Here is a 14241-nt window from a genome sequence, read left to right as displayed (position 1 = left end):
CAAGCAATGTTTGAGATATTTTCTAACAACCGTCAGTTTAAACCGACGGTTATGAATTTTGAAGCTTTCAAGCAAATTCCTACTAAATATTAAAAACGTCGGCATGGTCAAAAAACCATGCCGACGTTTAAAAATCACTTCTCAGTATTTACTTCTTCGAATTTATCTCTTTCAAAAGTTCATCGACGGCTGCTTTAAGCTGGTCGTCAGTGCCTTTAGCAATCCAATCTGGTTGATTTTCTACAATAATATCTGGAATTGCTGGTCCGAGTTCTTGGTTTTTATCAGTAGCCTTTGTAAACCACCCACGGAATGGTAAACGAACAAATGAGCCATCCATCAAACCTTTTCCACCAGTTGAAATTACTGAGCCATTAGTTGGCACACCTACCAATTTACCAATACCAAGCGATTTGTAAGCATGAGAGAAAATCTCTGCATTAGAGTAGCTACCTTCATTACAAAGAGCAATAGAAGGCTTTGTCCATGCCGCATAGACTAATCTTTCACCCAAAGGATAATAATCTCTAAATTTGAGTTTATCTTTCTCTAAATCATTACTTGCTCCTCGTGGTATCGTGTAGGCGTGTTGCTTGTAGTTGAGGATGGTCATTAAGTAATCGGTCGTTGAACCACCACCATTATATCTAACATCAATGATGATTCCATCTTTACCATAACCAGCCGCTGTAAATTCACGTTCAACTACTTCAAAACTCGGAAAATCCATACCTTTAATATGAATATAGCCCAAACGTCCATTCGAGTATTTTTCAACCAATTTTTTGCGGCCTTCTACCCATTCCTCATAAAGGTTATTAGCGATACTTGCCGTGAGTCTAATAGCTACTTCACGTGTTTTTCCATCAGTAGCTTTCACAGTAAGTAACACTTTTTCATTGACTAATCCATTCAATAACTCATAAAAATTGCCATTTTCTGCAACAGCTTCACCATTTACGGCAATAATTACATCGCCCTCATTGAGTTTGCTTTTTTCTTTATCTGCAGGTGTTTCTGGCACTACATGGTTTATTCTTACTCCGCCCGCCACAGGTACTAATTCTGTACCTAATAATCCAGTTGATTCACGTTGAGTGTCTGCTCTTTCAGTTACGGTTAAGCCCATGTGACTTGAGTTAAGTTCGCCCAAAAGTAAATTAAACATATCTCTGAAGTCATTGCCCGTGCTGGCATTGATACAACGTTCTTTGTATTTATCATGCAGTTTTACCCAATCATTGCCATGGAATTTGGGGTCATAGAAACCATCTCGAATGGTTCTCCATGCTTCTTCAAATACTTGTGTACGCTCTGCCATATAATCAATTTTCATTTTTGCAACAAAAGGCAGTGATTCTGATACATTTGATTTTACATCAATTCGTGCCAAAGCTCCTTGACGAGCATAATATAAATACTTTCCATCTTTATCCATGGTTACTCCCGATGGATTTGCCCCTCCTTTGGTGATTTCTTTCAAATCTTTGCCATCCCATTTAATACTGTATAGGTCACGCCCCTTCGCATTACTACTAGCGGTTGTATAGTAGAAAGTCTCACCATCTTTCGAGATTACAAGGTCACTTTCATCACCAGTGAAGTTAGTTACCTGTACTACTCGTTCATGAATTTTATCAAAGTCGATTTTAATTGGCTTTGGTGTTTTATCTTTTTTATCGTTTGGTTTAGCAGGAGCAGCTTCAGCGGCAGGTGTATCGCGTTCTTGCCAATCTTGGGTTTCTTTTTCCCAATCTTCTTTTTTCAACCAAGCAAACCAAACATCAAAACTACGACCTACACTACGCTCAGATAGGAAACCCAACTTCGAACCATCAGCACTCCAAAATGGACGACGGTCAGTTCGTGGATGCATCGAAACATTGACGGCTTTTGTAGAATTATCGGCGGCTTGAATAAAGATTTCTTCGTTAAAATATAAATCTTCTAATGAGTAGGCTAACCATTTATTATCCGGACTCCAAACAATACCACTTGGAGATGCCCAACTATCGTTTAAAATTTTCTCGTTGCTCAATTTACCATCAGTTGTAATATCGGCCACCACAAATGTTCCTCGCCCACGTACGTAAGCTATTTTCTTTCCATCACCAGACACACTCATACTGGTTTCATCCCCTGGTGTTTTAGTAAGTTGTACGATTTCGTGCTTCAGTGATTTGAAAATATTGCGTTGAGTGCTATCGGTAGAGCGTACCATGTAGATATCAAAATTACCATTATTACGGTCGCTGCTGAAGAGTAGAGTAGAATCATTAAGCCAAGTAGGTTCTATATCACGGAAAGGATGTTCAGAAACATTGATACTTCTTGACTTTTCTTTATCTGCTTCCTTTACAAATATTTCACCACGAATTGAATAAGCCAATAATTTACCATTAGGCGAAACCGCATACTCATTTGCTCCGCTGGTAAAAGTTTTCTGTTCGGATGCATCTAAACGTTCATCTGCACTGATTTTCACATTCAATTTCTGGGCAGAACCACCATTGATTTTCATGGTATAAAGATTCATGTCTTTTTCAAAAACAATCGAATTACCATCGGCTGATACGCTAAATGCTCGAATCGACTCATCTTTATAATTGGTCAGTTTTTCAGGTTTATCCATTGCTTTTCCATTAGCGTCAATTTTCAAGCGATAGATATTATAAACGCCTTCATTACTACTTAAAAAATAAACAGTATTATTTCCGACCCATTGCGGAAAAACATCGTTGGTTTCGAAACCCGGTAACTGCAGGAAAGTTTTATTTTTGTTATCATAAAGCCATAGGTCACGGTCAGAACTACCTTTGTATTCTTGACGAGCCACAGGATTAATATCACCACGAACAAAAACCATGAATCGGCCATCAGGTGAATAAACTGGGTCGAATCCTACGGCATCGAGTACACGGAATTCTGTACCACCTTTAGGGTTAATCGCATAAACCTCATTCGGGCGTTCGATTTGTTTAAATTCTCGGTTGGTTGAGAAAACGATTTTATCAGCTTGAGTCCAACTCGAAACCAAGTCATTGCCAGAATGGTAAGTTAGGCGTTTAGCCATACCACCTTCAGTTGGCATGACGAATACATCATTATTACCAAATCTCGCTCCTGAAAAAGCAATTTGGTTGCCATCTGGACTAAAAACTGGGTTACTTTCATAAGCCTCATGAATAGTTAAGCGAGTGGCTTTTCCACCAGAACTCGGAACTGTCCAAATATCGCCCTGAAACGAAAAAGCTACTACCGAACCATCTTTATTAATGGCTGGCTGACGTAGCAATAAATTATTTTGTGCTTGAATAAAAAGGCTTGTACAGCTAAGAATTGCTGCGGTTAGGAGAGTTTTTTTCATAATATGTTAGTTTGCTGATAGGTTTTTTGTGCTTTATTTCAATAACCTTCCATTTTCTAACAAAGTTATATTTTTTGTAAAATTTTAAAGCAAAATGAGAGGAAATCATCAGTGCATCAGACCAAATAAGTAAAATTTGATACGATGTTTGGACTGAATATGAAGAATTTGAGTGTAATCAAGGGAAGATTTATTATCAATAAATAGTTCTCATGTTTGTAAGATTACCATGTTCGACCCCGAATGGGGTCAAACAAAAATCGACCTAAATGTAGCTAATCAACGGATTTCAATACATGAATATCTTTTACTAAATTTTCTATGTCAAGTGGTAAGGTTGCATTATAAACTCCTCTAATATGGCCATGCTTATCTATCAAAAAGGCATTTTCTGTATGCAAAAATTCGTTTTTTTCTTTCTGCAAGCCTATTTCTTTTTCGGCAAAATATGATTCTCTAGCCAAAGAATAGATTTTTTCTTTCTCGCCAGTTAACAAATGCCATCGCTGAGAATCAATTTTCCAACGATTAGCATATTTTTTTAATTGTGCTACCGAGTCAGTAGCAGGCATTACTGAATGAGAAATCATTACTATATTCGTATCATTCCCAAAAGCTTTTTGGACAACTTGTAGATTTTGAGTCATAGTTGGACAAATACTTGGGCAAATAGTAAAAAAGAAATTGGCTACAAATATTTTTCCTTTTACAGTCTCTTGGGTAATATTTTTACCCTCTTGGTCAGTAAAACTAAAATTGGCAATTTGATGCAATTTTAATGTATCTAATTGGCTTTGAGAATACCAGTTAGGGGTAAAATCGGCAGTATTATAATAGGGTAAGCTGTGTTTTTGGATTTGTTCTTTGGTTTGACACGCAACCAAACCAAAGAACAAAAGCACAAAAAAATATTTACACCCTTCTGCTTCTTTTATATTTAAGATTTTAAAAATCATTTTTTTGCTTGAAAAATATTGTTTTCTACTACCGAAACACAGTTTTTAACACCCGGCAAGCCATACCTTCTACCATCCTTTATTACGTAGTTTGCCTTTAAAGTACCATCATCAAACCACATTTGTTGAGGGCCTTCTTCATGACCATTTTGATAATGAAAAACCTCTGCTAAACGTCCATTAGGAAACCAATCTCTTTGCACCCCATGATGTTCATCGTTTTTAAAATGATATTCAAATCGTGGTTTACCATCTGGCCACCATGCTCGATGAATACCCTCCTTTTTACCTTTATTGTAGAATCTTTGTTCGGCCAACTGACCATTTTCGTACCATACTTTACTAGAACCTTGTTCCTTCCCCTCTTTAAAATGAGTAATTCTAGCAGTATCGCCATTCGTAAAAACTGCAAACTGAATTCCCGAAAAAAGCTGATTCTTATAAAACAATTGCCCTTGATTTCGGCTAAATGCAGCATCAGACTCATGGACTTTTAGCAAAGTTTCTTGAATGTTTTTTGATTGACAAGCAACCAATATTAAACAAATACTACTTAGAAACAGTACCTGCCGTGCCATAGAAACCATTTCCATTGATATAAGGGTCTGCATCAGTAATGTGATAATGATAAATACCGTTCGGATATTCGGTTGTAGCGTGAGTATGTCCATGATAACCATCTAAATCGCTATTTGAAACAGTTTTCCCTTTTTCAAGTGGCCCATAAACAGGAAAACCATCTAACAAAAATCCTAAAAGTGCATCTTTCCCTTTTTTAGTAGTTAGATAGGTAGGTTCAACATGATAGTGGTACTGACCTTGTTGTTGAGGATGCCCATTATATTGGTCAAAACTATTAATTTCATTTGTTAATGGAGCATTCATTGCCGCATATTGATTGAAAAATGGCACACCATTGAGTGAAACGCCAATTGGACCGAGCGGCGTAGCACTTGACTTATTTGCTTTAGTTGGATTGATTGGAATTTTGAACACCAAGCTTTGTGAAGTAATGCGATTTGGATTCAAATTGAACTTTGTATTCGTTCCATTGTATCCTTCATACATAGTATTGGCCCATTGGGTATCTTTATAATAAGGAGTCTTGTGGTCGGGTAAACCATTGGTTTTGATGACAGCATAATTACCTTCAATGTAAACCTCAGTTGCTCCATAGATTTTTTTAAATAATTCGAGCGAAGTAGTGGCATTAGCACTTGCTGTATTGGTAGTGCTTGAAGCAGTATTCGTATTACTACTACCATCGTTTGGTGTCATCTCTGAATTTGAATCCTTACATGCAGAAGTAATAAGCGTATTTACTGCAAAAAAACAAATGACTGCTATTGACTTTTTCATAGGAACTGAATTTTGTTTTGAAACTTGAAAAGAATAAAGTGTTTTATTAGTAAAGTTCAATTCATAGAATATTTAGTCAATTTTTAAAGTCTTGGATGTTTAGATGCAATTACTCGAAAAAACTTGCGGTCTTTTTTATTTTTTACCGAATTTTTATCGTCTTTCGGGAGGCATCCCCTCTGGGTGCGGTCCTCTTCTTGGCGGTCCGGGGCGTTCTAGTGAACGAATGAGTTCAATAATCACTTCATCAAAATGTTTTTGCTGTTCAGGTGTGCACATTTCTCTTACTTGTTGAAAATGCTTAAAAGTAATGACATCTGCTTCTACCATTCTCCCTTCAATTTTTTCAGCTCTTTCCTTCAGCGAATCTTCAGAAATTGTTTTGTCTAAATCGGCATAATAAGCCTCTTTCATTTCTTTTACCCCATCACGCAAGCTTCTCATCTGCTCGGCATGTTCGTGTCGAAGTTTTCGATAGGCTTCGGCTTGCTTTTCATCAAACTTTAATTCAGTTTCTAAGAATAATCTTTGAGGTTCTCTAGGAAGCATTTTTGAAAAAAAGCTAATCCAAGCTAACAAGCTAATATTAAGTAGCAACAGAACGCCTACTGCCACCCAAAGTAATCGAAATTTACTATTTTCTTTCATGGTTCTATAAATTTGAATCGAAGGTATTCAGGCCATATTCTTGAGCGAAAGAGCTAGCATCTTGTGCCTCAGACTTTACAGTTTTTTGTCCATAACGAAGTAAAACACCTACATTAATGAGTACTATCAAGGTCAAAAACGACCAAATAAATGCTGGTTTTACCATAAACTTAGGTACTGGAGCATAGCGTTGTTGCATTCGGTTCTCTAGTCGAGTTAAGAAAAAAGGCCGAGGCTCTGCTCGTTCGATTCCTTCTAATGCTCTTAAGGTTTCTTCTATTTGGCGTTCGATTTCTTCTTGATTTTTCATTTACTTATATGCTTTTGTTCACATAATGGTCTTTAAGTGTTTTTCGAAGATTTGTTTTTGCCCGAAATATTAATGATTCCACTGATGAAATGGTAATCTGCATAACCTCCGAAATTTCCTGATAACTTAATCCTTCAACATTAAATAATGAAAACGCAACTTTTTGATTATCAGGCAATTGATTTATATGAGCAAATAATACTTTTGCTCGTTCTTTATTTTCAAAAACTACACCCGGATGCTCAAATTCAACGGGGTGATGTACGATTTCATCATCTTCACCGAAAAGGCTTGTTAAGAATGCAAATCGCTTAACTGCTTTTTTCTTGCGATGTACCTCTAAAGCTTTTGTGGTTGCAATTCGGTAAATCCAAGTAGAAATTTTTGCTTCTCCTTTAAATTTACCAACCGATTCATATACTTCAATAAATACTTCTTGAGCAACATCTTCAGCTTCTTCAATATTTTGGACAATAGACAATACCGTGTTAAACACCTTGCTTTGAAATGATTCAACGAGGTGGCGAAAAGCATTTTGTGAGCCTTTCTGTAATTCAGTAATCAGTTGTCTTTCGTCCAAACAGTGTCGGTTAGATTAGGTCTATAACTATTAGATGCGGAATTTAGAAAAAACTTGCGGGCGGTTTGATTTTTTTCATAAAAAAAGTCGGCAGGTTTCTTCAACCTGCCGACTTTTAATTGAAAGTTATACTTTTGGGAATTATGGCAAATTCAATAAAAAACCAATTGTAAAGTTAGCATCCCAGTCGAAAACAAATTGTTCGCATCCAGTAGCATCTTTGATAGCTTTATAAATATTTACACCAGCTTTTCCTTTCGCATCATCCATTTTATAATCTTTAGGGGCTTTCAAAACAGTATAGCGTTCTTTCCCTACACGTGTTTGTTTGGCCATCGAAAATGGAGCTCCACCGATGATGAAGCAAGTTTTACGTTTCATGCTAGGAATATCGTTGCATTTTGCCTTTACTTCATCATATACTTTACCATCATCTAGCCCATTTTGAAAGTATTTAGCTCCATAAGTTTCAACCGCTGTAACACCGCCATTTTTAATCCATGAAATTTTAGTGTTTCCTGAACCAATATCTGCTACAAAAGCTTCATCTTCAAAATCCTTAGGCAAAACACATTTTAATCCTAAAGCACCTTCTTGCTCTGGCGTAACTGTATTTACAAAATAATTGATTGATTTTAAATTTTTAACAATTTTTTGAGTAACTTCTGCCTTTACCGCTCCTGAACTCACCACAAAGTGAATATCACGACCACCCACGCCAAAATCAAGCATTTTACCAATATATTGCTTCAAACCTGCACGAATATCTTCATCGGTTGCCATATTTTCAGTTACTAAACTATTCCCAAACTCTGCCTTTTCAAGCTTCCAGTTTTTATCTTTATCTATTCGCACAATAAAAGAATTAAAACCACTAGCACCCAGCTCAACTACTCCTTTCAATTTACCATTGATAGGTTCAGGTGCTACATAGCTAAAGCTACTTTCGCTGCTAGCAGTTGCTTCAGTATCACTTGAAGAAGATGAGTTTTCGCTACTCGAAGTTTCGGAAGCAGGACCATTTTCGGGAGCTTTTGTATCAGTTTGAGATTGTTCTTCGGCACTTTTAGCCAACATACTTTTTCCCCAAGAAGTATTCTCAAAGACATATTTTCCACCAAAAAAGATAGTTCCAAGAATTACAAGCATTATCAGAAATCTTGAAAGAGGTGTTAGTTTGTTCATTTTCTTAATTAGTTTTATTTTTAAATTAAAATAAGTGTTGAGCAAAAATAGAGAAATAGTTTTATCAGCTCAATTAATTTTTTGAATGAGTGGTTGCGGGGCTTGATGGGGCCTTGTAAAAGGTTGATAAAGCTTACGATTATTTGTAATATTGTCATTCAATCAATTTAACCACATCATGCTTATTACTATTATATTCATCATTGGCTATTTGGCCATTGCATTCGAACACCCTATAAAAATTAATAAAACGGCTTCTGCCCTACTCGTTGGGACAATCTGTTGGACAGTATATGCAATGAGCGGCTCTGATAGTCATGCAATACAAGAGCACCTCTCTCATCATTTGGCTAGTATTGCAGAAATTTTATTTTTCTTGCTTGGAGCCATGACCATAGTCGAGTTAATTGATGCTCACCAAGGATTTAAGATTATTACCGACCAAATTTCAAGTAAAAGTGCCGTAACGCTTCTTTGGGTGATTAGTTTCTTAGCTTTTTTCCTTTCGGCTGCTCTTGATAACCTTACTACGGCGATTGTAATGGTTTCATTATTAAGAAAAATTATTGCTCATGCAGACCAACGTAAGTTTTTTGCTGGTGTGGTAATTATTGCAGCCAATGCAGGCGGGGCGTGGTCGCCAATTGGTGATGTGACGACCACAATGCTTTGGATTGGAGGGCAAATTATGGCTATAAATATCATGAAGGGCCTATTTATTCCAAGTCTAATCTCTTTGGTTGTACCGCTTGCAGCTATAAGTTTAAAATTGAAAGGCCAGCAAATTGATAGTAAGCTAGTTGAAGAGAAAGATTTTGCAGAAACTACTGCTAAAGAACGAAATACAATGTTTTTTGTAGGTTTAGGTTCGCTTCTTTTTGTACCGATTTTTAAAACAATCACCCATCTTCCTCCTTATATGGGTATGATGCTTGGTTTAGGAGTAGTATGGGTAGTTGGAGAAATCCTACATAGTGCCAAAGACGAAGAAGAACGCAAACCTTTTACAGCTTCTTATGCCCTAAGTCGAATAGATTCGAGTAGTATTCTATTCTTTTTAGGTATTTTATTGGCCATTGGCTGCTTAGAATCTACTGGTTTATTGAGCAATTTAGCTCAAAGTATGAATGATTCGATTGGTAATCAAGACCTTATCATTTTATTAATCGGCTTGGCCTCATCAGTAGTAGATAATGTTCCTTTAGTAGCCGCAACTATGGGAATGTACAACCTTTCAACATTTCCGACAGACCACCGAATTTGGGAATTTTTGGCCTATTGTGCGGGTACTGGCGGCAGTATTCTAATCATTGGTTCTGCGGCTGGAGTTGCAGTAATGGGTATGGAAAAAATTGATTTTATTTGGTATTTGAAGCGAATTTCACTTTTGGCACTTCTTGGCTATTTCGCAGGGGCAGTTGTCTATATAATTTTGTGAAAGCTCAGCCTTATTTCTAACCTTACGAAATTCTTAAAAACCAATTATCCTAAAATATTTGGAATATCGTTGACCGTTTTACACCTTTGCTTAAGTTTTAAACTTTAACTATACCAAAAACACAATGAAAAAATTTAGTCTTGCATTAGCTGCCTTTTTTGTAAGCACGTTGACTTTTGCTCAAACTGCCGATGAAGTAATAGCTAATTATGTAAAAGCAGTAGGTGGCAATGATGCTATCGCTAAAATTAAAGATTTATCTATGACCATGTCTGGCGAAATTCAAGGTCAGTCACTAGAAGTTTTGATTCAGAAAAAACCAACCAATAAATTCCTCCAAGCGATAAGTATCGTAGGTATGGGTGAAGTACAAAAGCAAGTTTGCGATGGTACAAAAGCTCAAATCGGTGGAATGCAAGGCTCTCAAGATATTACTGATGCAGAAAAAGTGAAAGCTATCGCAATGCAATCGTATATTGTTCCAGAAGCTCAATATGGTGCTTTAGGGGCAAAACTAACGTATATTGGTAAAGAAAAAGTAGGCGATGCCGATGCTCACAAACTTGAAGTTGCTATAGGTGAGGTAAAAATGACCGAATTTTATGATGCCACTACTGGATTTAAAATACGCCAAGTAATTACTGCTGAAACTCCGATGGGTACTCAAACTATCACTTCTGATTTTTCTGACTACAAAGATGTAAGTGGTATAAAAATTGCCCATAAAATGAACCAAGATTTAGGTATGGCCCAATTAGCACTGACAGCAACCAAAGTTCAAGCAAATACCAATTTAGCAGATGCTTTATTTGAAATTAAATAATGAATAGATTTTTTTCAAAAAATATAGTCAAAAAAAGGAGTAGCTTTATAGGGCTATTCCTTTTTTTATCCATGCATCTTTCTGCACAAACAAGATATGAGTTTTCACACCCACAAATGGGCACCATGTTTCGAGTAGTTGTTTATGCTTCCGATTCCATTCAAGCCAAAACCGCTGTTAAAAAGGCATTCATACGCTTAGATGAATTGAATATGATTTTGAGCGATTATAGAGAAGACAGTGAAACCAACACACTTTGTCGAACAGCAGGCAGTGACCAGTATGTAAAAGTTAGTGAAGATTTATGGAATATTTTACAGGAATCGGTCAAAGCAACTAAATATTCAGACGGTTATTTCGATGTAACTATTGGCCCGCTTAGTCAGTTATGGCGACGTATGAAAAGACAAAAGCAACTACCTACAAATTCACAAATTGCAGAAGCCAAACAAAGAGTTGGCATTGAAAAAATAGTTTTTGACTCTAAAAATCAATCTATTAAGCTTGATGTAAAGGGTATGCGTTTAGATTTTGGAGGAATTGGAAAGGGCTATGCCGAAGATAAAATGATGCAGATTCTGAAAGAAAATGGGATAAATTCTGCTTTGATAGAAGCTGGTGGAAATATTTTAGTTTCCGACGCACCTAACGATTCTCCAAAGGGTTGGGAAATTATCATAAAAAACATGAAATACTATTTAAAAAACCGCGGAATTTCTACTTCGGGCGATGTTTATCAATTTGTAGAGATTGAAGGGAAAAAATATGCTCATATTCTTGACCCAAAAACTGGAATTGGCTACGCAGAACCACACCAAATAAGTATCATTGCTAAAGATGGAAGCAGTTCGGATTGGCTCTCAACCGCCCTTTATTTAATGCCTGCAATTGATGGCCAAAAACTTGCAAAAAAGTTAAAAGCTAAGGTTTTATAGGCTTTTTTAATTATGCATTAATCATTCCCTTTCTCTATCAGCTTGATTATTGTTTGACTGCCAATATTAGAATTCGGCATAATAATAATATTGCCAACTTCGTCAATTAATGTAGTTTGACGCAAATCAATATCATTTACCCTACCCATAATATCGCCTACTTTAATTTTCTCCCCAATTTTGAATGGCTTATAAACAATCAACAAAACTCCACTGATAATATTGCTGAGTGCTTGCTGAGATGATAAACTTACTACGATTGAAATAAGTCCCGCACCTGCTAAAATCGTATGGCTCAAAGTATAAAAGGCAGGAATAAAAGAAAAAGCAAGGCCAATTCCAATCAACCAAATGGCGGTAGTTGTAAGATGTTGAAAAAACTTTATTCGTGTAATATCAGCTTTTTCAGATAAGTTTTTGATAATATTTTTGAAAAGAATTTTTTGTAGTAAAAGATTAACAATAAATGCTGCCAGCAAACAAAACAACATCATGAAAATGCGTTCGGTATCATTAATCAGAATTCTAAGCATAATTTATTCTTTATCTTCTTTAAGTGTGTAAGTCAACTTCGTAATAAAAAAAACATCAGTATTAGCTAGCTCATTATTACGCTTTACGCTTTGATAACCATAAGCCAAAAAACTATGACCATACCAAGCTGCTAAATTTGTGCGAGCTACATCAACGATTCTATCAGTTTCTGAAGAAGCTTTGATATCAAAATTTTCTAAATTTTTAACTTTTTCATTTCCTTTAATTACAGCAGTACGAATAAGTTTTTCATCGGGATATGCCAAAATATGATAATCATTTTGTTGAGTAATTTGCACTTTAGCATTGAGCTCACTACTTTCTATATCTTTCAATGATACACTATTATCCCATAGTAATTTACCTGTTTTATCAAAGCCACAAATAATGGCGTGTGAGTATCTAAAATTATTATAAACATCCCCATTAATTCGGTAGCTTCGCCAGTTATTCCAAACAGCCGAGCCACTTCCTTGTGGTGGTTTATATTCTGGATAAAATATCTCGGCCAACATTATCCAACCCTCATTTGAAGGAACAATATCATGTAAAAATAACCGATACCTTAGTTTTACATCTTTACCTTTTTGTTTTTTCTCTTTGATTCGCTTTTTAATTTTTTCTTCTCGCTTGGCATTCATGAAACCAAAGAAATTATTCAAATCAGCAAAATTAATATATTGAATTTTAGATTCTTCATTCAAATAATCGACATAAAACCCTAATGCTAAAGAAGAACAACCATCGGCATAATTACCTACTAAAATCGGATTTTCTTTATCAATATTCAGAATCTCGCCTGTTATAGGTGTAGTATCTCGATTTCCCAATGATAAGGTTTTTAATAGTTTCCCTTCATAAGAATACTTCTTGACAATAAACTGACAAGTACGGTCATTTTTAAGCATTAAATACAAAAACTCTCCGTGCTCATCAACATCCAATTCATTGATTACCAAGTGATTGCTATGTATTTCTGGTAAGACTTTTGAAGTATAATCAAAAAAGCTAAACATTACTACAACTGGTCTATCGTTATATTTACCACCAATGTAGGCCTTACTTTTCATCACCACAAAATGCTCAATATCCATGCTGGTGAGCAAATTACCTTCAGCGTACGTTTTATCCCCTGTCTCGTAGTCAACCCTTAAAACACTTATTTCATTTTTTCCAACTTTTCTGAATAATACAAAAATGTATCTTTCATTACGGTAAGTTTTTATCAAATCATAATCAGGTTCGGGAATGAAAGAAGTCTTCCATACTTGCGTTAATGTGCTATCAAATTTTATAAATTCAAAAGTAGATTTCTGGTGAAAAGGCTCTACTTTCGACTGCATCAACAGAACTCCTTTTTCTTTGAGGGGAATCAACAAATTTTCTTCTTCAATATCATTTCGTTGAATAAACTCAAGTCTTTTAGTTTGTGTAAGTTGAGCAAACGACGCACCTACCGCAGTTAAAAAGAAAGTGATTAAAGTTATTTTCTTAAAATAGTTTTTCATGATTTCGTGGTCGAATGTGCAGTTCCTCGAAAACCTAACTCGATAACTTCTAAGTTAGACATTTTTCCTGAATCCAAGATAAATCTAAGTAAAGTTTTCATTTTATGAAATCCCTCTTTACCAGCAGCCCCAGGATTTAAGTAAATCATATTATTCATGGAAATATCACGCATTGCTCTTAGAATATGTGAATGTCCACACACAAAAACATCGGGTATTTTTACTTTGAACTGTTTTTTTACAGCTGGATTATATTTCGGAGGAGCACCGCCAATATGGGTCATCCAAATTTCTAAACCTTCGAGTGTAAAATGCTGATTTTCTGGTACTCGCCACTGAATTTCCTTGCTATCAATATTACCAAAAACAAAGCGAGTTGGTTTGAATCTTTCAAGCTTTTCTATTATTTCAATTGACCCAATATCTCCTGCATGCCAAATTTCATCACAATCTTTGAAGTGTTCAAATACTGCTTCATCTAAAAAACCATGTGTATCGGATATTAAACCAATTTTGGTCATTTTTTATTTTATAAAAGGTTTCACTGAATGAATTCAGTAGTTAAAAGACCGAATGATTTATTTTATCTTTAAAACTG

14 protein-coding genes are annotated in these 14241 nt (G+C 35.7%); 3 read left to right on the top strand and 11 right to left on the bottom strand.

The window, feature by feature from the left end; translation table 11 throughout:
- Window positions 1-148: 148 nt before the first annotated feature.
- The 8 genes from EMTOL_RS13895 to EMTOL_RS13860 all read right to left on the bottom strand — a co-directional run bounded on the left by EMTOL_RS13895 (window position 149) and on the right by EMTOL_RS13860 (window position 8405).
- Complete coding sequence (locus EMTOL_RS13895) at window positions 149-3367, bottom strand: S41 family peptidase (RefSeq protein WP_015029938.1); 3219 nt, start codon at window positions 3365-3367, stop codon at window positions 149-151.
- 275 nt (window positions 3368-3642) lie between these two features.
- Entirely contained in the window at window positions 3643-4323 is a 681-nt protein-coding gene (locus tag EMTOL_RS13890) for an SCO family protein (protein ID WP_015029937.1), read from the bottom strand.
- The gene (locus EMTOL_RS13885; RefSeq protein WP_305953243.1) at window positions 4320-4934 is read right to left on the bottom strand and encodes a toxin-antitoxin system YwqK family antitoxin; all 615 of its coding nucleotides are present in this window, start codon (window positions 4932-4934) and stop codon (window positions 4320-4322) included. Before EMTOL_RS13885 ends, EMTOL_RS13890 begins: the two co-directional genes overlap by 4 nt.
- On the bottom strand, window positions 4873-5682 hold the full coding sequence (locus EMTOL_RS13880) for a YHYH protein (protein ID WP_015029935.1): 810 nt from the start codon (window positions 5680-5682) through the stop codon (window positions 4873-4875). Before EMTOL_RS13880 ends, EMTOL_RS13885 begins: the two co-directional genes overlap by 62 nt.
- Window positions 5683-5835: 153 nt before the next feature.
- On the bottom strand, window positions 5836-6330 hold the full coding sequence (locus EMTOL_RS13875) for a Spy/CpxP family protein refolding chaperone (RefSeq protein ID WP_015029934.1): 495 nt from the start codon (window positions 6328-6330) through the stop codon (window positions 5836-5838).
- Window positions 6331-6334: 4 nt separating this feature from the next.
- On the bottom strand, window positions 6335-6640 hold the full coding sequence (locus tag EMTOL_RS13870) for a hypothetical protein (protein WP_015029933.1): 306 nt from the start codon (window positions 6638-6640) through the stop codon (window positions 6335-6337).
- Between the two features lie 4 nt (window positions 6641-6644).
- On the bottom strand, window positions 6645-7220 hold the full coding sequence (locus tag EMTOL_RS13865; protein ID WP_015029932.1) for an RNA polymerase sigma factor: 576 nt from the start codon (window positions 7218-7220) through the stop codon (window positions 6645-6647).
- Between the two features lie 141 nt (window positions 7221-7361).
- Window positions 7362-8405 carry a hypothetical protein gene (locus EMTOL_RS13860; RefSeq protein WP_015029931.1) on the bottom strand — a complete coding sequence of 348 codons (1044 nt, stop codon included), beginning with the start codon at window positions 8403-8405 and terminating at the stop codon, window positions 7362-7364.
- A 178-nt stretch (window positions 8406-8583) separates the two neighbouring features.
- Between EMTOL_RS13860 and nhaD the strand changes: the two genes are divergently transcribed.
- The 3 genes from nhaD to EMTOL_RS13845 all read left to right on the top strand — a co-directional run bounded on the left by nhaD (window position 8584) and on the right by EMTOL_RS13845 (window position 11601).
- Complete coding sequence (gene nhaD, locus EMTOL_RS13855; RefSeq protein ID WP_015029930.1) at window positions 8584-9843, top strand: sodium:proton antiporter NhaD; 1260 nt, start codon at window positions 8584-8586, stop codon at window positions 9841-9843.
- Between the two features lie 124 nt (window positions 9844-9967).
- Window positions 9968-10666 carry a hypothetical protein gene (locus tag EMTOL_RS13850; RefSeq protein ID WP_015029929.1) on the top strand — a complete coding sequence of 233 codons (699 nt, stop codon included), beginning with the start codon at window positions 9968-9970 and terminating at the stop codon, window positions 10664-10666.
- 71 nt (window positions 10667-10737) lie between these two features.
- Window positions 10738-11601, top strand: coding sequence for an FAD:protein FMN transferase (locus tag EMTOL_RS13845; RefSeq protein ID WP_052315391.1), 864 nt, complete (start codon window positions 10738-10740; stop codon window positions 11599-11601).
- A 17-nt stretch (window positions 11602-11618) separates the two neighbouring features.
- Here EMTOL_RS13845 and EMTOL_RS13840 read toward each other — a convergent pair whose 3' ends face one another.
- The 3 genes from EMTOL_RS13840 to EMTOL_RS13830 are packed head-to-tail and all read right to left on the bottom strand — an operon-like array spanning window position 11619 to window position 14164.
- The gene (locus EMTOL_RS13840; RefSeq protein WP_015029927.1) at window positions 11619-12134 is read right to left on the bottom strand and encodes a mechanosensitive ion channel domain-containing protein; all 516 of its coding nucleotides are present in this window, start codon (window positions 12132-12134) and stop codon (window positions 11619-11621) included.
- A gap of 3 nt (window positions 12135-12137) precedes the next feature.
- On the bottom strand, window positions 12138-13643 hold the full coding sequence (locus tag EMTOL_RS13835; protein WP_015029926.1) for a hypothetical protein: 1506 nt from the start codon (window positions 13641-13643) through the stop codon (window positions 12138-12140).
- Complete coding sequence (locus EMTOL_RS13830; protein ID WP_015029925.1) at window positions 13640-14164, bottom strand: metallophosphoesterase family protein; 525 nt, start codon at window positions 14162-14164, stop codon at window positions 13640-13642. Before EMTOL_RS13830 ends, EMTOL_RS13835 begins: the two co-directional genes overlap by 4 nt.
- Window positions 14165-14241: the final 77 nt, after the last annotated feature.

Origin of the sequence: Emticicia oligotrophica DSM 17448 (assembly GCF_000263195.1) — a bacterium.
Taxonomy (GTDB): Bacteria; Bacteroidota; Bacteroidia; order Cytophagales; family Spirosomataceae; genus Emticicia; species Emticicia oligotrophica.
This window is presented reverse-complemented; position numbering and strand designations above follow the sequence as displayed.

Excerpts from the sequence above, each read along its gene's own strand:
- EMTOL_RS13885 (WP_305953243.1), bottom strand. The coding sequence starts at position 4,934 with ATGCAGACCCTTATATCAATGGAAATGGTTTCTATGGCACGGCAGGTA.
- EMTOL_RS13850 (WP_015029929.1), top strand. The coding sequence starts at position 9,968 with ATGAAAAAATTTAGTCTTGCATTAGCTGCCTTTTTTGTAAGCACGTTG.
- EMTOL_RS13845 (WP_052315391.1), top strand. The coding sequence starts at position 10,738 with ATGCATCTTTCTGCACAAACAAGATATGAGTTTTCACACCCACAAATG.
- EMTOL_RS13840 (WP_015029927.1), bottom strand. The coding sequence starts at position 12,134 with ATGCTTAGAATTCTGATTAATGATACCGAACGCATTTTCATGATGTTG.
- EMTOL_RS13870 (WP_015029933.1), bottom strand. The coding sequence starts at position 6,640 with ATGAAAAATCAAGAAGAAATCGAACGCCAAATAGAAGAAACCTTAAGA.
- EMTOL_RS13890 (WP_015029937.1), bottom strand. The coding sequence starts at position 4,323 with ATGATTTTTAAAATCTTAAATATAAAAGAAGCAGAAGGGTGTAAATAT.
- EMTOL_RS13880 (WP_015029935.1), bottom strand. The coding sequence starts at position 5,682 with ATGAAAAAGTCAATAGCAGTCATTTGTTTTTTTGCAGTAAATACGCTT.
- nhaD (WP_015029930.1), top strand. The coding sequence starts at position 8,584 with ATGCTTATTACTATTATATTCATCATTGGCTATTTGGCCATTGCATTC.
- EMTOL_RS13895 (WP_015029938.1), bottom strand. The coding sequence starts at position 3,367 with ATGAAAAAAACTCTCCTAACCGCAGCAATTCTTAGCTGTACAAGCCTT.
- EMTOL_RS13860 (WP_015029931.1), bottom strand. The coding sequence starts at position 8,405 with ATGAACAAACTAACACCTCTTTCAAGATTTCTGATAATGCTTGTAATT.
- EMTOL_RS13875 (WP_015029934.1), bottom strand. The coding sequence starts at position 6,330 with ATGAAAGAAAATAGTAAATTTCGATTACTTTGGGTGGCAGTAGGCGTT.
- EMTOL_RS13830 (WP_015029925.1), bottom strand. The coding sequence starts at position 14,164 with ATGACCAAAATTGGTTTAATATCCGATACACATGGTTTTTTAGATGAA.
- EMTOL_RS13835 (WP_015029926.1), bottom strand. The coding sequence starts at position 13,643 with ATGAAAAACTATTTTAAGAAAATAACTTTAATCACTTTCTTTTTAACT.